Origin of the sequence: Vibrio taketomensis, assembly GCF_009938165.1 — a bacterium.
GTDB lineage: Bacteria > Pseudomonadota > Gammaproteobacteria > Enterobacterales > Vibrionaceae > Vibrio > Vibrio taketomensis.
Genome location: NZ_AP019649.1, coordinates 2,303,948 through 2,324,560, shown reverse-complemented (window position 1 = coordinate 2,324,560; position 20,613 = coordinate 2,303,948). Strand labels below are relative to the sequence as shown.

General features: G+C 45.4%; 21 protein-coding genes and 1 pseudogene. 19 read left to right on the top strand and 3 right to left on the bottom strand.

All coding sequences use genetic code 11. From position 1 onward, the window contains the following. The first annotated feature begins 73 nt into the window (after positions 1-73). The 11 genes from crl (at position 74) to pgpA (ending at position 9,233) form a co-directional block, all read left to right on the top strand. A complete protein-coding gene (crl, locus tag Vt282_RS10720) occupies positions 74-463 on the top strand; it encodes a sigma factor-binding protein Crl (protein WP_162063358.1) in 390 nt (129 codons plus the stop codon). 117 nt (positions 464-580) lie between these two features. After that, on the top strand, positions 581-1,720 hold the full coding sequence (proB, locus tag Vt282_RS10715; protein WP_162045723.1) for a glutamate 5-kinase: 1,140 nt from the start codon (positions 581-583) through the stop codon (positions 1,718-1,720). An 84-nt stretch (positions 1,721-1,804) separates the two neighbouring features. After that, a complete protein-coding gene (locus Vt282_RS10710; RefSeq protein ID WP_162063357.1) occupies positions 1,805-3,055 on the top strand; it encodes a glutamate-5-semialdehyde dehydrogenase in 1,251 nt (416 codons plus the stop codon). Between the two features lie 118 nt (positions 3,056-3,173). Then, positions 3,174-3,623 carry a transcriptional regulator NrdR gene (nrdR, locus tag Vt282_RS10705; protein ID WP_162045725.1) on the top strand — a complete coding sequence of 150 codons (450 nt, stop codon included), beginning with the start codon at positions 3,174-3,176 and terminating at the stop codon, positions 3,621-3,623. Positions 3,624-3,636: 13 nt separating this feature from the next. After that, positions 3,637-4,746, top strand: a complete 1,110-nt coding sequence (ribD, locus tag Vt282_RS10700) for a bifunctional diaminohydroxyphosphoribosylaminopyrimidine deaminase/5-amino-6-(5-phosphoribosylamino)uracil reductase RibD (RefSeq protein WP_162063356.1) — start codon at positions 3,637-3,639, stop codon at positions 4,744-4,746. Beyond that, a complete protein-coding gene (locus tag Vt282_RS10695; protein ID WP_162063355.1) occupies positions 4,746-5,402 on the top strand; it encodes a riboflavin synthase in 657 nt (218 codons plus the stop codon). Before ribD ends, Vt282_RS10695 begins: the two co-directional genes overlap by 1 nt. A gap of 40 nt (positions 5,403-5,442) precedes the next feature. Next, the gene (gene ribBA / locus Vt282_RS10690) at positions 5,443-6,552 is read left to right on the top strand and encodes a bifunctional 3,4-dihydroxy-2-butanone-4-phosphate synthase/GTP cyclohydrolase II (RefSeq protein WP_162045728.1); all 1,110 of its coding nucleotides are present in this window, start codon (positions 5,443-5,445) and stop codon (positions 6,550-6,552) included. A 178-nt stretch (positions 6,553-6,730) separates the two neighbouring features. Then, a complete protein-coding gene (ribH, locus tag Vt282_RS10685; protein ID WP_162045729.1) occupies positions 6,731-7,201 on the top strand; it encodes a 6,7-dimethyl-8-ribityllumazine synthase in 471 nt (156 codons plus the stop codon). Next, positions 7,201-7,668, top strand: a complete 468-nt coding sequence (nusB, locus tag Vt282_RS10680) for a transcription antitermination factor NusB (protein WP_162045730.1) — start codon at positions 7,201-7,203, stop codon at positions 7,666-7,668. The genes ribH and nusB overlap by 1 nt, the downstream gene beginning before the upstream one ends. Before the next feature lie 80 nt (positions 7,669-7,748). Then, entirely contained in the window at positions 7,749-8,720 is a 972-nt protein-coding gene (gene thiL, locus Vt282_RS10675; protein WP_162063354.1) for a thiamine-phosphate kinase, read from the top strand. Between the two features lie 9 nt (positions 8,721-8,729). Beyond that, positions 8,730-9,233 carry a phosphatidylglycerophosphatase A gene (pgpA, locus tag Vt282_RS10670; protein ID WP_162045732.1) on the top strand — a complete coding sequence of 168 codons (504 nt, stop codon included), beginning with the start codon at positions 8,730-8,732 and terminating at the stop codon, positions 9,231-9,233. A 161-nt stretch (positions 9,234-9,394) separates the two neighbouring features. Here the strand turns inward: pgpA and Vt282_RS10665 are convergent, their stop codons facing one another. The 3 genes from Vt282_RS10665 to map form a co-directional block, all read right to left on the bottom strand. Beyond that, positions 9,395-9,778 carry a DUF3461 family protein gene (locus Vt282_RS10665; protein WP_162063353.1) on the bottom strand — a complete coding sequence of 128 codons (384 nt, stop codon included), beginning with the start codon at positions 9,776-9,778 and terminating at the stop codon, positions 9,395-9,397. Positions 9,779-9,884: 106 nt separating this feature from the next. Then, a complete protein-coding gene (glnD, locus tag Vt282_RS10660) occupies positions 9,885-12,509 on the bottom strand; it encodes a bifunctional uridylyltransferase/uridylyl-removing protein GlnD (protein WP_162063352.1) in 2,625 nt (874 codons plus the stop codon). Between the two features lie 130 nt (positions 12,510-12,639). Continuing rightward, on the bottom strand, positions 12,640-13,518 hold the full coding sequence (gene map, locus Vt282_RS10655) for a type I methionyl aminopeptidase (RefSeq protein ID WP_162045735.1): 879 nt from the start codon (positions 13,516-13,518) through the stop codon (positions 12,640-12,642). A 346-nt stretch (positions 13,519-13,864) separates the two neighbouring features. On the opposite strand from map, the gene rpsB reads away from it, so the two are divergent. The 8 genes and pseudogenes from rpsB to rseP form a co-directional block, all read left to right on the top strand. Beyond that, positions 13,865-14,593 (top strand): 30S ribosomal protein S2, encoded by a 729-nt coding sequence (rpsB, locus tag Vt282_RS10650; protein ID WP_162045736.1) that lies wholly within the window; start codon positions 13,865-13,867, stop codon positions 14,591-14,593. A gap of 129 nt (positions 14,594-14,722) precedes the next feature. Then, positions 14,723-15,568, top strand: coding sequence for a translation elongation factor Ts (tsf, locus tag Vt282_RS10645; protein ID WP_162063351.1), 846 nt, complete (start codon positions 14,723-14,725; stop codon positions 15,566-15,568). 135 nt (positions 15,569-15,703) lie between these two features. Beyond that, positions 15,704-16,435, top strand: a complete 732-nt coding sequence (gene pyrH / locus Vt282_RS10640; protein WP_162045738.1) for a UMP kinase — start codon at positions 15,704-15,706, stop codon at positions 16,433-16,435. Between the two features lie 93 nt (positions 16,436-16,528). Beyond that, complete coding sequence (gene frr / locus Vt282_RS10635) at positions 16,529-17,086, top strand: ribosome recycling factor (RefSeq protein WP_162063350.1); 558 nt, start codon at positions 16,529-16,531, stop codon at positions 17,084-17,086. A gap of 93 nt (positions 17,087-17,179) precedes the next feature. Continuing rightward, positions 17,180-17,935, top strand: coding sequence for a polyprenyl diphosphate synthase (gene uppS, locus Vt282_RS10630; protein ID WP_162063349.1), 756 nt, complete (start codon positions 17,180-17,182; stop codon positions 17,933-17,935). A 10-nt stretch (positions 17,936-17,945) separates the two neighbouring features. Further along, positions 17,946-18,791: a phosphatidate cytidylyltransferase gene (locus tag Vt282_RS10625; protein ID WP_162063348.1), complete on the top strand. Its 846-nt coding sequence runs from the start codon at positions 17,946-17,948 to the stop codon at positions 18,789-18,791. A gap of 46 nt (positions 18,792-18,837) precedes the next feature. Further along, on the top strand, positions 18,838-20,046 hold the full coding sequence (gene ispC / locus Vt282_RS10620) for a 1-deoxy-D-xylulose-5-phosphate reductoisomerase (protein WP_162063347.1): 1,209 nt from the start codon (positions 18,838-18,840) through the stop codon (positions 20,044-20,046). Next, positions 20,043-20,574 (top strand): annotated as a pseudogene (gene rseP / locus Vt282_RS20635) (RIP metalloprotease RseP); the annotation flags it as partial. The gene ispC and the pseudogene rseP, both read left to right, overlap by 4 nt. Between the last annotated feature and the right edge of the window lie 39 nt (positions 20,575-20,613).

Below are 20,613 nucleotides of genomic sequence, written 5' to 3'. Positions count from 1 at the left end.
CATGTTTGTAAAATTAGTTAACAGTTGTAGTTAGGGTACACGTTGATTAATAACTAAAAACATGGAGAGTCCAATGTCAAAAGTGACAAAAATTCCGACTCATTTTCGCTTGCTAACCAGTTTACGCGCGCTAGGGCCTTATTTAAGGGAGCCTCAAAGTCAGGAAGGTTATTATTTATTTGATTGTCTTGGCGTTTGTGTCAGTGACAAGAAATCACCGGAAGAACGCGAGTTTTGGGGCTGGTGGCTTGAACTTGAGCAACAGGAATCTCAATTTGCCGCGCGTTATCGGATTGGTAAATATAATAAATCCGGTGAGTGGGTCGAAGAATCATTGCCAAAATCGGCGATTGAAGATGTCTATCGCATTCAAAACAGTTTTCATCAGTCGTTGCTTGAAATGCTCAAAGATGAATATGAAATTGAAGTGGTTTTACACCAAGAATCGGTCGAATTTGTGTAATTGATATTGAGATTTCTCATTGACGAATAAAAGGCGCTTGAAAGCGCCTTTTCTGCTTGTCTAATTTCCTTTGATTGATAAAACAACAGCTCTTGTTTTTTATTAAATCAATTTATCATGACAACGAATCAACAAAGCGGAAAAGTTGCACAGCCACAAACAGTGGTTGTAAAACTAGGTACCAGTGTATTAACTGGCGGTACGCTACAACTAAACCGTGCTCATATGGTGGAGTTGGTACGTCAGTGTGCAGAGCTCAAGAAACTTGGCCACTCAGTGGTTATTGTAACGTCTGGCGCCATTGCGGCAGGTCGTGAGCACCTTGGTTACCCCGCACTGCCCAACGCGATGTCGAGCAAACAGTTGCTTGCGGCGGTTGGTCAGAGCCAGTTGATTCAAACTTGGGAATCTCTGTTTGCTATTTACGGCATGAAAATTGGTCAAATGCTGCTAACGCGTGCCGATCTGAATGATCGTGAGCGTTTTCTTAACGCGCGTGACACCATTAATGCCCTGATCGAACATGAAATTATCCCGGTCGTGAACGAAAACGATGCCGTTGCAACCAACGAAATCAAAGTCGGTGACAACGACAACCTATCTGCATTAGTTGGTATTTTATGTGGTGCGGATAAGCTATTGCTTCTGACTGACCAAAAAGGTTTGTTTACTGCGGATCCACGTAAAGACCCAAATGCAGAGCTGATCAAAGAAGTCAAAACTATCGATGATACGTTGCGTAAAATTGCAGGTGGTAGCGGTACAACGTTAGGTACTGGTGGTATGGCAACCAAACTGCAAGCCGCTGACATTGCTCGCCGCGCAGGTATTGAAGTGATTATCGCTGCAGGCAGTGCACCAAACGTGATTTTTGATTCACTGGGTGCTGAGCCGCAAGGTACACGTTTTATTCCTTGTGAAGAGTCGTTAGAAAACCGCAAGCGTTGGATTTTGGCTGGTCCTGCAGCAACGGGCGAGTTTGTGATTGACCAAGGCGCAGTCAATGCGGTTGTCGGTAAAGGCAGTAGCTTGCTGGCAAAAGGTGTAATTAAAGTCAGCGGCAAATTCAGTCGTGGTGATGTAGTACGCATCAATGATCAACAGGGCAAATTGGTTGCCCGTGGTATTTCGGCTTATTCTAGCTGCGATATGGATAAAATCCTTGGTCATCATAGTAAAGATATCCTAACCATTTTAGGCTATGACTATGGCTCAGAAGTGATGCACCGCGACAATATGGTCGTGATTCAAGAATAACAAGTAATCATCCCACCACTTGGAATGCTAAATATGGTTAGTGCCAGAGGCAGTTTCAAGTGGGCAGGGACAGAAGGAAGTAACGTGGAACTAATTACTATGGGTAAAGCGGCCAAAGAGGCGGCTTTTCAACTAGCGACAGCAGCGACTGCGCAAAAAAACCAGGCTTTAGCGATTATTGCCGATGAGCTAGAAGCGAATGCAGCCGACATTTTGGCTGCAAATGAAAAAGATTTAGAGTTGGCTCGTCAAGCGGGTCTAACGGAAGCGTTGATTGATCGTCTAATGCTTAATGAAGCACGTTTAAGCGCGATTGCTAATGATGTACGAAACGTGATCAGTCTAAACGATCCTGTTGGCAGTGAAATTGACAGCAAAGTACTGGAAAACGGCATGTCGCTCTCTCGTCGCCGCGTGCCACTTGGCGTGGTGGGTGTGATATATGAAGCGCGCCCGAACGTGACGATTGATATTGCAGCTCTATGTCTAAAAACCGGTAATGCCAGCATTTTGCGTGGCGGCAAAGAAACCTTCTTCTCAAATATGGAGTTGGTGAAAGTGATTCAATTGGCACTCGCAAAAGCAGGTTTACCAGCAGCGTCAGTGCAATACATTGAAAAACCAGACCGTGAATTAGTTTCTCAACTTCTTAAACTGGATGATTACGTGGATATGATCATTCCACGTGGCGGTGCAGGTTTGCACAAAATGTGTAAAGAAAACAGCACTATTCCAGTGATTATCGGTGGTTTTGGTATCAGTCATATCTTTGTCGATGACAGTGCAGATTTAGCGAAGTCTGTCGATGTGATAGAAAACGCTAAAGTACAACGTCCATCAGCATGTAACTCACTAGATACACTATTGGTACATCAAGCGGTTGCCACTGAGTTTTTACCAATGCTTGCAGAGCGTCTGAACGGTAAAGTGGCTTTTGTTGCTGAGCCTAAAGCAAAAGCATTGCTTGGTAATGCGCAAGATGTGCGTGACGCAGGCGAAGGTGATTTTGATACTGAATGGCTGAGCTACACACTAGGCGTAAAAGTCGTGCAAGACGTAGCTGAAGCTATTGAGCATATGCATGTACACAATGCGAGCCACTCTGATGCGATTATGACGAATAGTCTAGAGAATGCTGAACGTTTTATTAACTCGGTCGGTTCGGCGGCGGTTTATGTAAACGCGTCAACCCGTTTTACTGATGGCGCGCAGTTTGGCCTAGGAGCTGAAGTGGCGGTATCGACGCAAAAACTGCATGCACGTGGCCCTATGGGTTTAGAAGAGCTCACCAGTTACAAATGGGTAGGCAAAGCGAATTATCTGTCGCGTAGCTAATTTGTTAGCGATTGGCAGTATTCTGCGAAATATGTAGTGAAAAGGGGCTGTCTAGCCCCTTTTTCTTTTCCTCAAGTTGTTAATTCCGTTACACTAGCAGCATTGATATGGAGGTGATATGCATTGTCCTTTTTGCACCGAGACTGATACTAAAGTTATCGATTCTCGACTCGTAGCCGATGGTCATCAAGTGCGCCGTCGCAGACAGTGTTTAACGTGTAATGAGCGTTTTACCACTTTTGAAACCGCTGAACTTGTCATGCCACGTGTGATCAAATCTAACGGTAACCGCGAACCATTTAATGAAGATAAGATGATTGGCGGGTTGCAACGTGCGTTAGAAAAACGTCCAGTCAGCGCAGATGCGGTTGAGCTAGCAATTAGCATGATCAAATCTAAGCTTAGAGCGACAGGTGAGCGTGAAGTACCAAGTGAAATGGTCGGTAACTTAGTTATGGAGCAATTAAAAGAGCTCGATAAAGTGGCTTATATTCGCTTTGCTTCCGTTTATCGTAGTTTTGAAGATATTCGTGAATTTGGTGAAGAGATCGCCAAATTAGAAGACTAAGACGGTTTTGATAATGGCTCAATTTACACCACAAGATCACGCGATGATGCTGCGTGCGATTAAACTTGCCCGCGGTGGCGTATTTACCACTCCGCCAAATCCAAATGTTGGTTGTGTCATCACCAATAATGGTGAAATTGTTGGTGAGGGTTTTCACTTTAAAGCGGGTGAGCCACACGCTGAAGTACATGCGCTGCGTATGGCGGGTGATAAAGCGGTGGGTGCTACTGCTTATGTAACTCTAGAGCCTTGCTCTCACTATGGCCGTACACCGCCTTGCGCTGAAGGGTTGATTAAAGCCAAAGTCGCCAAAGTGATTTGTGCGATGCAAGATCCTAATCCACAAGTTGCCGGCAGAGGCATTCAAATGTTGCGTGATGCGGGCATTGAAGTGCAAGTAGGCTTACTTGAAGAGGATGCTCGAGCGCTCAATCCTGCATTTATTAAGCGCATGGAAACAGGGCGACCGTTCGTACAACTGAAAATGGCGGCGAGTTTGGATGGTCAAACTGCATTAGCCAATGGTCAGAGCCAGTGGATTACCTCTTCGCAAGCACGTCAAGATGTGCAAGCATGGCGCGCCAAATCTGGCGCAATTCTTTCTACGAGTAAGACGGTTATCGATGATAACGCTTCGCTGAATGTGCGTTTTGATGATCTGCCAGCCTCAGTTCAAGCTCGTTATGATCGTAGCAACTTGCGCCAACCACTACGTGTAATTCTCGACCGAACCGGTCAATTGACATCAGATTTGAAACTATTCCACACGGAAGGTGATGTGGTTCAAGTCAGCCCCCAAGGCGACATGGCTCCCGAGCTCAACAGTGAAGGAAAGATTGACTTAGCCGCAACTTTGGATGCGCTTACTCGCGAATACAACATTAACCATCTTTGGGTGGAAGCTGGAGCGACACTCGCTGGTGCATTTATCCAAGCCCGCTTGGTTGATGAACTCGTACTGTATCTTGCCCCGAAACTAATGGGCAGTGATGGTCGAGGTTTGATTGGCGCATTGGGGCTCGAAGCGATGTCACAAGTGATTGAACTCGAGATTAAACAATTGACACAAGTGGGCAGTGATATCCGTATTATTGCTACACCGATTTATAAAGAATCAAACTAATGTTTACTGGAATTGTAGAAGCAGTGGGTACGCTTGCTGCTATCACGCCGAAAGGCGAAGACATCAGCGTAACAGTGCGCAGTGGCAAACTTGATATGTTAGATGTGAAACTGGGTGACAGTATCGCAACCAATGGGGTGTGCTTAACCGTTGTTGAGTTTAATGGCAACAGCTACACCGCAGACCTTTCTTTAGAAACCCTGCAAAAAACCGGGTTTGCCCATTACCAAGTGGGTGATCGTGTCAACCTTGAAAAGGCGATGCTGCCAACCACTCGTTTTGGCGGCCATATTGTTTCTGGTCACGTTGACGGAGTGGGTGAAATCATCGAGCGTAATTCTGTTGGCAGAGCGATCGAGTTTTGGGTTGCGATGCCAGAATCTCTAAGCAAATATGTGGCAGAGAAAGGTTCCATTACGGTTGATGGCATAAGCCTGACAGTAAACGGCCTACGCAAAAACGCCTTTAAATTGACTATCGTGCCACATACTGGCGCAGAAACCACGATTGCTGACTTTCATGTTGGCCGTAAAGTAAACTTGGAAGTGGATGTATTAGCTCGTTATATGGAGCGCTTGTTAACGGCTCAAACAGAGGCGAGTGCACCAGAATCAAGAATTACGATGGAATTTCTACAACAAAATGGCTTTGCTTAATTGATAAAGCCATAACATCAGCCATTAATAGGAACAGAACATGCCAATCAGTACGCCTCAAGAAATCATTGAAGATATTCGTTTAGGAAAAATGGTCATCCTAATGGATGATGAAGATCGTGAGAATGAAGGCGATCTTATTATGGCCGCAGAGCATATCACGCCTGAAGCGATCAACTTTATGGCCACATATGGCCGTGGTTTGATCTGCTTAACGATGACTCGTGCTCGTTGTGACATGCTTGGCTTGCCACCAATGGTGCAAGACAACAATGCACAATATACCACTAACTTTACGGTATCGATTGAAGCTGCGGAAGGTGTTACCACCGGCATTTCAGCAGCAGACCGTGCACGTACGGTGCAAGCAGCCGTTGCGCCAAATGCAAAAGCGGCGGACTTGGTTCAGCCGGGTCATATTTTCCCACTTGCAGCACAAGAGGGCGGTGTCTTAACCCGTGCTGGTCATACGGAAGCCGGGTGCGATTTAGCGCGTTTAGCCGGTCTTGAACCTGCTTCGGTGATTGTCGAGATCCTTAATGAAGACGGCACCATGGCTCGTCGCCCTGATCTGGAAATTTTTGCAGAGAAACACGGCTTAAAGCTTGGTACCATCGCCGATCTAATCGAGTACCGCAATAATACTGAAACAACGATTGAGCGAGTGGCAGAGTGTAAATTGCCAACCGAATTCGGTGAGTTCAATTTGGTGACGTACCGCGACACGATTGATAACCAAGTTCATTACGCACTATGCAGAGAAAGCAAAGCTGGGCAAGCCCCGTTAGTTCGCGTGCATTTGCAAGATACCTTTACCGATTTGCTGCGCAGCGATCGCAACGCAGAACGCAGTTGGACGTTAGACAAAGCGATGAAGCGCATCGGCCAAGAGGGTGGTGTGCTGGTGATTCTTGGTAATGAAGAACCAACGGATCTGCTGATTCACCGCGTGAAAATGTTTGAAGCACAAGATCAAGGCACCGCGCCAACTCTAGCAAAAAAACAGGGCACATCACGTCGAGTCGGCGTTGGTTCACAAATTTTGGCGGATCTTGGCGTACACGACATGCGCTTATTGTCTTCAACTAATAAACGTTACCATGCGTTGGGCGGTTTTGGTCTCAATGTGGTTGAGTACATTACTGAATAATGAAATCGCAGTGCGAGCATAGTGTTCGCAAGCGCTTTTATTTTCAACTAATTAAACGAGGTGTCGATGACATCTCGTTTTTTCGTTTCTATTCTGTAAAAACCTATTAGATATTGCTCACAGTTTTGTGCTAGAATCCGGCGATTCTCACTTGATGAACATAGTTAAAGGAAGGCTTATGAAAGTGATCGAGGGTGGCTTCCCAGCTCCACACGCAAAAATTGCTATCGTTATTTCTCGTTTCAACAGTTTTATTAACGAAAGTCTATTGTCTGGTGCAATCGATACTTTAAAGCGTCATGGGCAAGTAAGCGAAGACAACATCACTGTTGTACGCTGTCCAGGTGCAGTTGAGCTACCATTGGTTGCTCAGCGTGTAGCGAAAACAGGTAAGTACGATGCGATTGTATCTTTAGGTACAGTAATTCGTGGCGGTACACCTCACTTCGACTATGTTTGCAGTGAATGTAACAAAGGTCTTGCACAAGTATCTCTGGAATACAGCCTTCCAGTAGCATTTGGTGTATTGACGGTTGATACAATTGACCAAGCAATTGAGCGCGCAGGAACCAAGGCTGGTAATAAAGGTGCAGAGGCTGCACTAAGCGCACTTGAGATGATTAACGTTCTTTCAGAAATTGATTCCTAATGGGGGCCAGTGTGAAACCAGCCGCACGTCGTAATGCACGTCGATTCGCTCTACAAGCGATCTACTCTTGGCAAATTACTAAAGAAAATGTTGCCACAATTGAAGAGCAGTTTTTATCAGGTGATAAGTACGATGAAGAAGAACATCGCGCTGCAGAACCTGCACTAGCTGCACCAGACACAGACGTTGCTTACTTCCGTGACCTGCTTGCAGGTGTTGTGCTAAGTCACACAGAGCTAGATAGTAAGATTCGTCCATACACTTCACGTCCAATGCAAGATCTTGACCTAATGGAACTTGCACTGCTACGTCTAGCTATGTATGAGATGACTCGTCGTGAAGACGTTCCTTACAAAGTGGTAATTAACGAAGCTATCGAACTTGCGAAAGTATTCGCAGCGGAAGACAGCCACAAATTCGTTAACGGTGTGCTAGATAAAGCTGCACCACACGTTCGTAAGAAATAATCGAATTTAAAAACTAAAAAGGTCAGCATTTGCTGACCTTTTTTATATACTACGACCATGCTAAATCAGGTAGTTATTCTATGTCTGGTGAATTTAATTTTATAGATACGTATTTAGTTGGTCGTCAGGCGCAGCGCGATGATGTACTGCTCGCTGCCGGCGATGATTGCGCGGTGGTAGAAGTCCCATCGGGTAGTGTGATTGCAATCAGTACCGATACGCTGGTCGCTGGTACGCATTTTCTCGCTGAGGCGAACCCTGCTTGGGTGGCGCATAAAGCATTAGCTTCAAATATCAGTGACCTCGCAGCCATGGGCGCCACGCCAGCTTGGGTCTCTTTTGCACTTACCATGCCTGAGTTAGATGAAGCTTGGCTGCAACCTTTTTGTGATGCTTTTTTCGCTCTTGCTGATCACTATGGCATTCAGTTAATTGGCGGTGACACCACCAAAGGGCCGCTCAGTTTGACCTTGACCGTGCAAGGCTTAATGCCAAAAGGGCAGGCGATTTTGCGCAGCGGTGCTAAAGTGGGTGACTTGATTTATGTCACTGGTACATTAGGTGATAGTAAAGCTGGGCTGGATGTAGTGCTTACGCCTGAAAATATTACTAAGCCGTTTGCCGCGGATCTTGAACAGCGCCATTATCTTTCTTTGCCGCGTACTCATGTTGGTGAAGCACTGCGTAATATTGCGAGCGCAGCGATTGATATTTCCGATGGTTTGACTTCCGATCTTGGCCACATCATAAAGCGCTCTGATGTTGGCGCTTGCCTTGACGTTGAGGCGTTACCTGTCTCTCCAGAGCTGGTCGCTTTTGTTGGTGACCGAGATCTTGCTTTGCAATACGCCTTGAGCAGTGGGGAAGAGTACGAGTTATGTTTCACTGTGCCGTCAGACAAGCAAGTGCAATTGGAAATGGTAGCTAAAAATTTAGATTGCCAAATCACTTGTATCGGTCGAATCACTGATAGTAATACCATAGAGCTAACCCAAAATGATCAAGTAATATCTTGGCAGCTTTGTGGTTATGACCATTTTAGAATTAATTAAGAAATGACTATGCCCAACCCTCTCTCTCTTATTTCACTGAAGAACCCATGGCACTTGCTGGCTACCGGATTTGGTAGTGGGTTATCACCTGTTGTTCCAGGTACTATGGGCACTTTGGCTGCCATTCCTTTGTATTTACTGTTGGTTCAATTACCTCTGAGTTGGTATGTGATTGTGGTCATTGCAGCGTGTTTGGTCGGGGTTAAAATTTGCCAAGTAACCTCGACAGATATGGGTGTGCATGATCACGGCTCCATCGTATGGGATGAATTTGTTGGTTTTTGGATCACGATGCTGGTGGTGCCGGTATTTCAGCTTTCTGCTACCGATTGGAAGTGGCTTATTACTGGCTTCATTCTGTTCCGCTTCTTTGACATGCTAAAACCATGGCCTATTGGCTGGTTAGATAAGCGTGTACATGGTGGTGTCGGTATTATGCTTGATGATATCGTTGCTGGTGCGATGGCCGGAATTGCTCTGTATCTAGTGGGCAAGTACGCAGGTTGGATGTAGTCGTAGCTATACACTAACTAAAGAACGCAAGGTACGCTAATGTCGAACCTTGCGTTGGGAGCTTCGAACACTCGAAAAGCCTCGTTTAGAGATTTAAGAGCCTCAAACTATACGATAACGCTTCATCGCAACTCTTATTTCTTGCTTTTCAATTCTTCAATTTATTTCAATTTCTCCAAGTCCGCCTCTATCTCGGCTATCTTACTTGAGACGACTTTCTCTAAATGGCGCAAGTCAGACAGAATTTTCTGTTTCACATCCACATATGCTATTTTCTGTGGTTTGGTGATTTTATTCAGCTCATCCATCACCAGCGTTAGGTTACGGTTGATTTCAGAAACTTGCTTGTAGCTATTGCTACTGCTGTCGACACGAACGTTTTTAGTTTGACGTGGGTATTTGTATTTGACGCTTTTGGCAAATAACTCGCCTTTTTGTTTGCGAAAGTAGATTTTGAGCACGTCTTTGTGAGCTTCTTGACGTAATGAGTAGCGCTCAATCTGCTGGGGATCTTGAATGCCTAGACCGGTAAGGTAGGGAAACATAGGCTGCCTCTTAATCGTGTTGATAAATTGAACACTTTTAATGTAGCAGCCGATGTGGTCACAATATAGTTGAATTGCCTATATTTTTAGCAAATTGTGGTTGAGATCAGTTTGGCGCCAGCTCAGCCACATTGGCAATCAAGGCTTCTCGCAACAGTAACTCTTCTTGCTCACTTAACTTGCCGCCTTCAGCGCCAGTAATAATAAAAAAGTCCTCAGCTCGCTCACCGATGGTGGTGATTTTAGCAGCATGCAAATTGATATTTTGATCGGCAAAGGTGGCGCCAACAGTTGCCAAAAGTCCGGGAGTATCTAAAGCGACAAACTCCATCGTGGTGCTTTTTTTGCTCTTACTTGGCAGAAAGTCCACTTTGGTTTTGACAGTAAAGTGCTGTAGGTTTCTGGGTATGCGACGAGTACGAATTTGCATTGCACCAGCGGTTTGTAAGACTGAAACCAGATGTTTTTCGACCGCATTATGTCGGTTTTCTTCGATAGGATTGCCGTTTTGGTCGAGCACCATAAAGGTATCCAACACATAACCATCTTTACTCGTCATGACCTGAGCGTCATGAACGTTAAAGTTGCGACGGTCAAGCTCTGCGACGACTTTGGCAAATATACCTTTTTGGTCTTGGGTATAAACAAACACCTCAGTGCCACCACGGGTTGGTTTTTTGCTGATCAGCACTAATGGCTGAGTACTGTCTTCGTGGCGCAGTAAATGAGTACAATGCCAAGCAATTTGCTTTGGCGTATGACGCAAGAAATAGTCCGCTTTAAAACGTTGCCATACCAGTTCTATTTCACGACTTGAGAAGTTTTCTTTACGTAACAGCGCTGACGCCATTTGCTGGTTGTGACGAATACGCTCGCGCACATCGACTGGGTTTTCGAGCCCGCGACGCAAAGCTCGCTGAGTAGAATAAAACAACTCGGCTAATAGTGTGCGTTTCCAACTGTTCCACAATTCTGGGTTAGTCGCACAGATATCTGCGACGGTTAAACACACCAAGTATTCGAGATACTCTTCATCGCGCACCTGTTTGGCAAATTCAGCGATCACATCAGGATCGTAAATATCACGTCGCTGAGCGGTCACAGACATCAATAAGTGATGGCGCACCAGCCATGAGACGAGGTTAGCTTCTGGTGTTGATAAACCGTGTTCTCGGCAAAATGCATAGGCTTCTTCTGCACCGATGACAGAGTGATCACCAGGTCTACCTTTGCCGATGTCGTGGAAAATAGCCGCAATGATAAGCAGTTCTTTCTTTTGAATTCTTGGAAACACTTCGCAGCAGATCGGATGCTTGCTATGGTTTTTAGCATAGCTGAAGGTATTGATGTGCTTAAGCAGGCGCACGCTATGCTCGTCGACCGTATAGACGTGGAACAGGTCAAACTGCATTTGCCCAACAATTTGGTTCCACTGAGGCAAGTAAGCGGATAACACGCCGAGCTTGTGCATTAAGCTAAAAGCTTTATGTAGTGCATTCGGGTGGCGACAGAGTTCGAGGAATTTCTCTCTCGCTTCAGGAATGGTGTGTAAAAACTTATTGAGTCGGCGTCTTGCGGTGCGCAACTGTCGCAGCGTAGGCGGTGCGACACCGTCAATGGTGGAGTCGTTGGCGATATGCAAAAACATATCCAAAATGGTTTCAGGGCGAGCTTGAAATAGCGCAGGTTTGCGAGCTTCAATCAAATTGCCACGGCGCTGGAAATCATCGCTAATGATTTGTACTGAGCTTTCAACGCCGCGATTGAGAATGACTTGGCCGAACAACTTGAGCAACATTTTGTTGAGCTCTGCCACGCGTCGCAAAGTGCGGTAAAACTCTTTCATCATCATTTCGACACCGCGATTACCTTCACCCACAAAGCCGAGAGAGCTCGCAACGGATGGTTGGTGAGCAAAAGTGAGGCGATTGTCGTAGCGTCTTAATTCAATATGCAGAGCAAAGCGTACTCGCCATAAAAATTCCTGGCACTCGAGCAGTTCTCGATATTCTGCGTCGGTGAGAAAGCCATAACGACTCATTTCAAATAATGAGGTAGCACCAAAATGACGGCGAGCAACCCAACTTAGCGTGTGAATATCACGCAGTCCTCCGGGGGTGGACTTTATATCAGGTTCTAAGTTGTAAGTGGTGTCGTGATAACGAGCATGGCGTTCACGCTGTTCTTGAACTTTGGCTTTGTAGAAAATCTCGCTTGGCCAGAATGATTCAGAGTGCACCAACATTTTAAGTTGGTGGAAAGTCTCTTCACATCCGGTGAGCAACCGAGCTTCTTGCAGATTGGTCGCAACAGTTAAATCGGTGCGGCCAATATGACCACACTCTTCAACCGTGCGCACCGCATGGCCAATTTCTAGCCGCAAATCCCAAAGCAGAGTGATAAATTCACTGACTTTGGCCCCAAGTGATTCAGGTAAGTTTTTTTGTGATACAACGAGAATGTCGATATCTGAGAGTGGGTGCAGTTCACCACGGCCATAACCGCCGACGGCCACCAAACAAAGATGAGGTATTTGGTCAAATTCATAGTGCTGCCATAAGCGGGTCAGCAATAGATCGGTGTATTCTGAGCGGCCAAGCACCAAGTCACTCACAGGGTGGTGATTGCTAAACTCTTGCTTTTGGTATTCAGCGAAGACTTCTAGTTGGGATTTCAGTTCACTGACTGTGATTTGCTCGTCACTGAAGGTAAGCGGCGATTGAAAAGGCATAGCGGCTATCCGTGCTGTAGTTCAGTTCGAAGATGCGACAGATTCGAACTGAATGTCTGATTTTTTTCACTTTATCAAATCATGGCCGACAAAAAAATATCCCCGCATAAAGCGGGGATAGATAAGTCGATTAAGCGTTTTTCATGAAACGTGGGATGGTGTCGTCGCTGCGCAGTGTCAGTACTTCACAACCTTCTTTCGTTACCACGATGGTGTGTTCGTATTGCGCTGATTTTTTACCGTCGCCTGTGTAAACCGTCCAGTCATCTTGTGCGTCAACAGTACAACCGAATTTACCTGCATTGATCATCGGCTCGATAGTGAAACACATGCCTTCTTTAAGCACTCGGCGATCCATGTTGCGGTAGTGCACAACTTGTGGTTCTTCATGGAACTCATTGCCGATGCCGTGACCACAGAAATCCTTCACAATAGAGAATTTATTGCGTGGGTTATTTTTGTTGTTGGTCTTGATGTACTTCTCAATCGCGGTACCAATATCACCCACGGTTGCACCCGGTTTAACTTGGCGCATACCGACATAAAGTGCTTCTTGAGTCACCATACACAGGCGTTTGTCTTCTGGCGATACATCACCTACTAGGAACATTTTTGAAGTGTCACCGTGGTAACCTGCAGGGCGTACGCTTAGGTCTGCGTTTTCATCATCAGGAACAATAACTGTGATATCGACGTTGATGATGTCACCGTTTTTAAGTACAGCAGGCTTCATGTGGCCGTTTGCACCCATTTGGTCTTCAGTTGCAGGAATACCGTGACACACAATATGGTTAATTGAGGTACAGATAGACTTAGGAAAACCATGGTAATCGAGTGGAGCAGAGTAAGCGCCTCGTTCTAGAGCGTAATCGTGACAGATTTGGTTCAACTCTTCAGTTGTAACGCCTTCTTTAATATGAGGCTCAATCATTTCTAGAACATCGGCAGCTAAACTACCTGCTAGACGCATACGTTCGACTTCAGTGGCCGTTTTAATCTTGATTGACATTGGCTGATCTCTACTTATTCAACTGCACAGAAGTGTGCGAATTAGCACATTTTAACATTAAGCGAGCATAAAGTGTATCTAGCTCGAAACCTGAGCTTTTGAACTTGGCTTAAAATTGCTGGAAAGGAATTTATACTAGCCAAATAAGGGTGAAATATGGTATAAAGCGCGCCGGATACCTTATCTGTTCTCTTCATCTTGCTTAGTCGAGATGGCGAAGCTGGTAAGCTCCATAAACTTTTATCTTTAAATCACACACATTCCGACACATATTCCGGGGTGCTGAGCAGAAGCTTAGTCGGAATCATGGGGGATGTGGAGGCCTAACCCCGTAGAGGATTTTAAAATGGCAACTGTATCAATGCGCGATATGCTGAAAGCTGGTGTTCACTTCGGTCACCAAACTCGTTACTGGAACCCAAAAATGAAGCCATTCATCTTTGGTGCTCGTAACCGCGTTCACATCATTAACCTAGAAAAAACTGTACCAATGTTCAACGAAGCTCTAGCTGAACTAGCTAAAGTTGGCGAGAAGAAAGGTAAAGTTCTATTCGTAGGTACTAAACGCGCTGCATCTGAAGCTGTTAAAGAAGCTGCTATCGCAAGCAACCAGTACTACGTTAACAACCGCTGGTTAGGCGGTATGCTAACAAACTACAAAACTGTTCGTCAGTCTATCAAGCGTCTAAAAGATCTTGAAGCACAGTCTCAAGACGGTACTTTTGACAAACTAACTAAGAAAGAAGCTCTAATGCGTACTCGCGAAATGGAGAAGCTTGAGAAATCTCTTGGTGGTATCAAAGATATGGGCGGTCTACCAGACGCTCTATTCGTAATCGACGCTGACCACGAACACATCGCGATCAAAGAAGCTAACAACCTAGGTATTCCAGTATACGCAGTGGTAGATACTAACTCTAACCCAGACGGCGTAGACTTCATCATCCCAGGTAACGACGACGCGATCCGCGCAGTACAACTATACCTAAACGCTGCAGCTTCTGCTGTAACTGAAGGTCGTAACAAAGACGTTGCTGTTGTAGCTGAAAAAGACGGTTTCGTAGAAGCTGAATAATAGCGGCTCCGAGTCTACTTGGTCTATTTGCACGTTTTTTCGTGCATAGATTGAGCTATAGTTATCAGCAGGGGCCGACAATGTAGGCCCCTGTTTTTTACCTTATTCGAACCAAACGAGGAATAGAGAATGGCAACTGTAACTGCTGCTCTAGTTAAAGAACTTCGCGAGCGCACTGGCGCTGGCATGATGGAATGTAAAAAAGCGCTTGTAGAAGCAAACGCTGACATCGAACTAGCAATTGACAACATGCGTAAATCTGGCGCAGCTAAAGCAGCTAAAAAAGCTGGTAACGTTGCAGCTGAAGGCGCGATCATCATCAAAGAAGAAAACGGTTCTGCTGTTCTTCTTGAAGTTAACTGCCAAACTGACTTCGTTGCTAAAGATGGTAACTTTACTGCATTCGCACAAGAAGTTGCTGCTGCAGCTCTAGCGTCTAAAGCATCTGTAGAAGAGCTACAAGCTCAATTCGAAGAAGCTCGCGTTACTCTAGTAGCTAAAATCGGCGAAAACATCAACATCCGTCGCGTACAATACGTTGAAGGTACTGCAATCGCTTCTTACCGTCACGGCGAGAAAATCGGTGTAGTTGTTGCTGGTGAAGGCGATGCTGAAACTCTAAAACACGTTGCTATGCACGTAGCAGCTTCTCGTCCAGAATACGTTAACCCAGAAGACGTACCTGCAGATGTAGTAGCTAAAGAGCGTGAAGTTCAAGTTGAAATCGCTATGAACGAAGGCAAGCCAAAAGAAATCGCAGAGAAAATGGTTGAAGGCCGCATGAAGAAATTCACTGGCGAAGTTTCTCTAACTGGTCAAGCTTTCATCATGGAACCTAAGAAAACTGTAGGTGAAATGCTGAAAGAAAAAGGCGCTGCTGTTTCTACTTTCGTTCGCCTAGAAGTTGGTGAAGGTATCGAGAAAGCTGAAGGCCTAAGCTTCGCAGAAGAAGTAGCTCTAGCTCAAAAAGGTTAATCCTTAGCGATACAGAGAATCTAAGACCGTAGCCTAGGCTGCGGTCTTTTTACGATTAGTCGTGATGGATACAGATTTTGAGAGTCTCTATCCATGACTGTTAATTAATAACTCTCTTTTTGGAAGGTATAATCCATGACTACGAACCCTAAACCAGCATATCAACGTATTCTGTTAAAACTGAGTGGCGAAGCACTTCAAGGCTCAGAAGGTTTTGGCATTGATCCTGCGATTCTTGACCGTATGGCTCAAGAAGTAAAAGAGCTGGTAGAGCTAGGTGTTCAAGTTGGCGTGGTAATCGGTGGCGGTAACCTGTTCCGTGGTGCTGGTCTAGCAGAAGCTGGTATGAACCGCGTTGTAGGCGACCACATGGGTATGCTAGCGACAGTGATGAATGGTCTAGCAATGCGTGATGCACTTCATCGTGCGTACGTAAATGCTCGCGTGATGTCAGCTATCCCTCTAAAAGGTGTATGTGACGACTACAATTGGGCTGATGCAATTCGTGAATTGCGCCAAGGCCGTGTAGTAATCTTCTCTGCAGGTACTGGTAACCCATTCTTTACAACAGACTCTGCTGCATGTCTGCGTGGTATCGAAATCGAAGCTGACGTAGTTCTAAAAGCGACCAAAGTTGATGGCGTATTTAGTGCTGACCCAGTAGCAAACCCAGACGCAGAGCTGTATGATAAGCTATCTTACGCAGAGATTCTTGATAAAGAACTGAAAGTGATGGATTTAGCAGCGTTCACACTGGCTCGTGACCACAAAATGCCAATCCGCGTATTCAACATGAACAAGCCAGGCGCACTACGCCGCGTGGTGATGGGTGAAGCTGAAGGTACACTAATTACCGATAAAGCTTAATCGAGAAAATCGCCGTAGATATAACCTGCGGCGCTTTAACGAATAACCCGATTAGAATTTCTTTTGAGAAAGAAGAATTATTAAGGTGAAACCGTGATTAACGAAATCAAAAAAGACGCGCAAGAGCGCATGGAAAAGAGCGTAGAAGCTCTTAGAAACAACCTTTCTAAAGTTCGTACGGGTCGCGCACACCCAAGCTTACTATCAGGTCTTTCTGTCGAGTACTACGGTGCTCCAACGCCTCTTAACCAAGTGGCTAACGTTGTTGCAGAAGACGCACGTACTCTAGCAATCACAGTGTTTGACCGCGAACTAACACAGAAAGTAGAAAAAGCGATCATGCAATCTGACCTAGGTCTAAACCCTATGTCTGCAGGCACAATTATTCGCGTTCCACTTCCACCGCTAACAGAAGAGCGCCGTAAGGATCTAGTAAAGATCGTTCGTGGCGAAGCGGAAGGCGCACGTGTTGCTGTACGTAACATCCGTCGTGACGCAAACAGCGATCTTAAAGGTCTACTTAAAGACAAAGAAATCTCTGAAGATGAAGAGCGTAAAGGCCAAGACGAGATTCAAAAGCTTACTGACGCAGCAGTGAAGAATGTTGACGACGTACTAGCTGCAAAAGAAAAAGAGTTGATGGAAGTTTAATTTCTCAACCTTCTTCAAAAAAAAGCACTGTGCTCACCGCGCAGTGCTTTTTTGTGCTACTCTTTGACCCCTGCTAGTAACCCTTAAACTCCTATGCAAAATTCACAACTCTCACCTGAAGTGCTTCCTAAACATATCGCTATTATTATGGACGGTAATGGTCGTTGGGCTAAAGCACAAGGCAAACCAAGAGTCTTCGGGCATAAAAATGGCGTGGCAGCCGTGCGTAAAACCATTTCAACCGCTGCACGTTTGGGCATCAAAGCCATCACCTTATTTGCATTTAGCAGTGAAAATTGGCGCCGACCTCAAGAAGAAGTAGGTGTGCTAATGGAACTGTTCATTACAGTGCTTTCAACAGAAGTCAAAAAACTGCACAAAAATGGGCTTCGCCTGCGTGTGATTGGCGATACCAGTCGCTTCAATGAAAAACTACAAGCAAAAATCGCTCAAGCAGAAGCATTAACTGCAAACAATACAGGCATGGTGATCAATATTGCTGCTAATTACGGTGGTAAATGGGATATTACTCAAGCCGCAAAGCAGCTTGCACAGCAAGTCCAGCAGGGTGACATTTCACCTGAGCAGATTGATGAAGCTCTTATTACTCAACATCTTACCATGGCCGATCTGCCGGAAGTGGATCTGTTAATTCGTACCAGTGGTGAGTGTCGCATTAGTAATTTCATGTTGTGGCAGATGGCTTATGCAGAAATTTACTTTACCCCTATTTATTGGCCAGAGTTTAACGAAGATAGCCTAATTGAAGCGGTATCTTGGTTTATCGAGCGTGAACGTCGCTTTGGCTGTACCGGCGAGCAAGTTAAAGCACTCATGGAATGCCAATAAGGACTCAAGTTTGAAACAAAGAATTATTACCGCGCTAATCCTCGCTCCTCTGGTTATTTTGGCAATTTTCAAGTTACCTTTGCCATTCTTCATTGCTGTTATTGCAGCCGTCACTCTGATTGGTTTTTGGGAATGGACACAATTTGTTGAAGCTAAAAACAGACTATTAGCCCTGCTACCAAGTGTGTTAGTGGTGGCTATAACATTTGCCTTCATTCCTTTTGATGCATTTAGCCTCAATCATCTCTCTAACGCGCATTATGCAATTTTGATCGCCGGTTCTCTATGGTGGTTAATCGCAAGTGGCCTTGCGATCACTTATCCAAAATCCGCCACAATTTGGCAAGGGTCGAAACTTTGTCGACATCTTTTTGGTATGTTGACCTTGCTACCTTTTATGTGGAGCATTTTTATGCTGCGCGCAGAGGGTATCACTAACGATTACTACCACGGTTCTAAATTGGTATTGTTTGTTTGTTTGCTTGTTTGGGCTGCAGATAGTGGTGCTTACTTCGCGGGCAAAAGCATGGGTAAACGTAAAATGGCACCTCATGTTAGCCCAAATAAAACCATTGAAGGTTTGATTGGTGGTTTGTGTGCTGCGCTGCTCGTTGGTTGGGGGGCGGCAGAATGGTTTGATATTGAATTCGCGAATGCGGGCGTATTTATCGCGATAACGCTGTCAACCGTCGTGATCTCAGTACTTGGTGATTTGGTCGAAAGCATGTTCAAACGCGTATCAGGTATTAAAGACAGCAGTAACATCATTCCGGGACATGGTGGTGTGTTAGACCGTATCGATAGTCTGACCGCAGCGTTCCCAGTGTTTACACTTTTATATTTCTTTTTCTCTTAAGATAGAGCGAGCATAGTCTCGCTCTATTCATTATCGGTTTCTCGTTATGCGTAAATTAACAATTTTAGGTGCTACCGGATCCATTGGTGCGAGTACGCTGAAGGTCATTGAAAACAATCCAGAACATTTTGATATTGTTGCCTTAGTCGCCGGTCAAAACGTAGAGAAAATGATTTCATTATGCCAACAGTGGCAACCTCAATACGCTGTAATGGCCAATGAAGCATCTGCACAAGAATTGGCTCAAGCTCTAAGTTCACTGGCGATAAAAACCGAGGTTTTAGCTGGTGTCGATGCAATGTGCCATGTTGCTTCGATGGATGAGGTTGATACCGTGATGGCTGCGATTGTTGGCGCAGCTGGTTTGATGCCAACCATGGCGGCAGTAAAAGCAGGCAAGCGTGTGCTGCTGGCAAATAAAGAAGCCTTGGTGATGTCAGGTCAGTTGTTTGTGGATGCGGTACGTGAAAGCGGCGCAGAATTAATGCCTGTTGATAGTGAGCATAACGCGATTTTTCAATGCTTGCCAAGCGATGTTCAAACAAACTTAGGTCATTGTAACCTGAGCGAACATGGTATTGAACATATTCTCCTGACTGGTTCGGGCGGTCCATTTCGCTATAGCGAGTTGAGTGAGCTTGAGCACGTTACACCAGAGCAAGCTATTGCACATCCAAACTGGTCGATGGGACCTAAAATCTCCGTCGACTCTGCGACCATGATGAATAAAGGGTTGGAGTATATCGAAGCGAAATGGTTGTTTAACGCTAGCCGTGAGCAGTTGAAAGTTTTGATTCATCCTCAGTCTGTGATTCATTCAATGGTGCAGTACAAAGATGGATCAACCTTGGCTCAGTTAGGTGAGCCAGATATGGCCACACCGATTGCCTTAACGCTTTCTTATCCTCAGCGGGTCAAAGCTGGCGTGAAACCGTTAGATTTTACGCAAATTAGTCAATTGACCTTTATGCAGCCAGATTTTGAACGTTATCCATGTCTGAAACTGGCGATTGAGGCGTGTTACATCGGCCAGCATGCAACAACGGCATTAAATGCGGCCAATGAAATTGCGGTTGACGCGTTTTTAAATCGCAGAATTTCATTCACTCATATTGCTCGTGTCAATAAATGGGTCATGGAACAGATTTGTTCGATGAATGAGCAGGCGAAGTGTGATAGTTTGGAGAGCATTTTAGAGGTCGATAAGATCGCTCGCTCTCTGGCAACCAGTTATATTGATGGACGCAACGCATGACAGGAATTTTGTGGAACTTTGTTTCATTTATCGTAGCCCTTGGTATTTTGGTTGCGGTACATGAGTTCGGACATTTTTGGGTTGCTCGCAAATGTGGGATCAAAGTTGAACGCTTTTCGATCGGCTTTGGTAAGTCGATTTGGCGTAAAGTTGGTAAGGATGGTACGGAATATACCATCGCCATGATTCCGCTTGGTGGCTACGTCAAAATGCTCGATGGGCGTGTTGATGATGTCCCACCAGAGATGCAGCAATACGCATTTGATAAAAAACCTCTTTGGAAGCGTACAGCCGTCGTTGCGGCGGGACCTGCTTTTAACTTTTTATTCGCAATTTTTGCCTATTGGTTAGTGTTCTTAATTGGCGTCCCAGCCGTTAAGCCTGTTGTTGGTCACGTAGCTCCGCATTCTATCGCCGCTGAAGCAGGTTTAGAGTCAGGAATGGAACTAAAAGCAATTTCTGGCGTCAAAACCGCGGATTGGGAATCGGTGAACATGAGACTCGTTTCCCACATCGGCGATGAAACTCTGACGATGTCGGTTGTCCCTGCTGATAGTATTGGGGCGG

Bases quoted from the DNA above. Each gene is read 5' to 3' on its own strand.
- thiL (WP_162063354.1), top strand. From the start codon at position 7,749: ATGTCTGGTGAATTTAATTTTATAGATACGTATTTAGTTGGTCGTCAG.
- proB (WP_162045723.1), top strand. From the start codon at position 581: ATGACAACGAATCAACAAAGCGGAAAAGTTGCACAGCCACAAACAGTG.
- tsf (WP_162063351.1), top strand. From the start codon at position 14,723: ATGGCAACTGTAACTGCTGCTCTAGTTAAAGAACTTCGCGAGCGCACT.
- ispC (WP_162063347.1), top strand. From the start codon at position 18,838: ATGCGTAAATTAACAATTTTAGGTGCTACCGGATCCATTGGTGCGAGT.
- ribBA (WP_162045728.1), top strand. From the start codon at position 5,443: ATGCCAATCAGTACGCCTCAAGAAATCATTGAAGATATTCGTTTAGGA.
- nusB (WP_162045730.1), top strand. From the start codon at position 7,201: ATGGGGGCCAGTGTGAAACCAGCCGCACGTCGTAATGCACGTCGATTC.
- ribD (WP_162063356.1), top strand. From the start codon at position 3,637: ATGGCTCAATTTACACCACAAGATCACGCGATGATGCTGCGTGCGATT.
- rpsB (WP_162045736.1), top strand. From the start codon at position 13,865: ATGGCAACTGTATCAATGCGCGATATGCTGAAAGCTGGTGTTCACTTC.
- uppS (WP_162063349.1), top strand. From the start codon at position 17,180: ATGCAAAATTCACAACTCTCACCTGAAGTGCTTCCTAAACATATCGCT.
- ribH (WP_162045729.1), top strand. From the start codon at position 6,731: ATGAAAGTGATCGAGGGTGGCTTCCCAGCTCCACACGCAAAAATTGCT.
- glnD (WP_162063352.1), bottom strand. From the start codon at position 12,509: ATGCCTTTTCAATCGCCGCTTACCTTCAGTGACGAGCAAATCACAGTC.
- nrdR (WP_162045725.1), top strand. From the start codon at position 3,174: ATGCATTGTCCTTTTTGCACCGAGACTGATACTAAAGTTATCGATTCT.
- pgpA (WP_162045732.1), top strand. From the start codon at position 8,730: ATGCCCAACCCTCTCTCTCTTATTTCACTGAAGAACCCATGGCACTTG.
- Vt282_RS10665 (WP_162063353.1), bottom strand. From the start codon at position 9,778: ATGTTTCCCTACCTTACCGGTCTAGGCATTCAAGATCCCCAGCAGATT.
- pyrH (WP_162045738.1), top strand. From the start codon at position 15,704: ATGACTACGAACCCTAAACCAGCATATCAACGTATTCTGTTAAAACTG.
- crl (WP_162063358.1), top strand. From the start codon at position 74: ATGTCAAAAGTGACAAAAATTCCGACTCATTTTCGCTTGCTAACCAGT.
- Vt282_RS10695 (WP_162063355.1), top strand. From the start codon at position 4,746: ATGTTTACTGGAATTGTAGAAGCAGTGGGTACGCTTGCTGCTATCACG.
- map (WP_162045735.1), bottom strand. From the start codon at position 13,518: ATGTCAATCAAGATTAAAACGGCCACTGAAGTCGAACGTATGCGTCTA.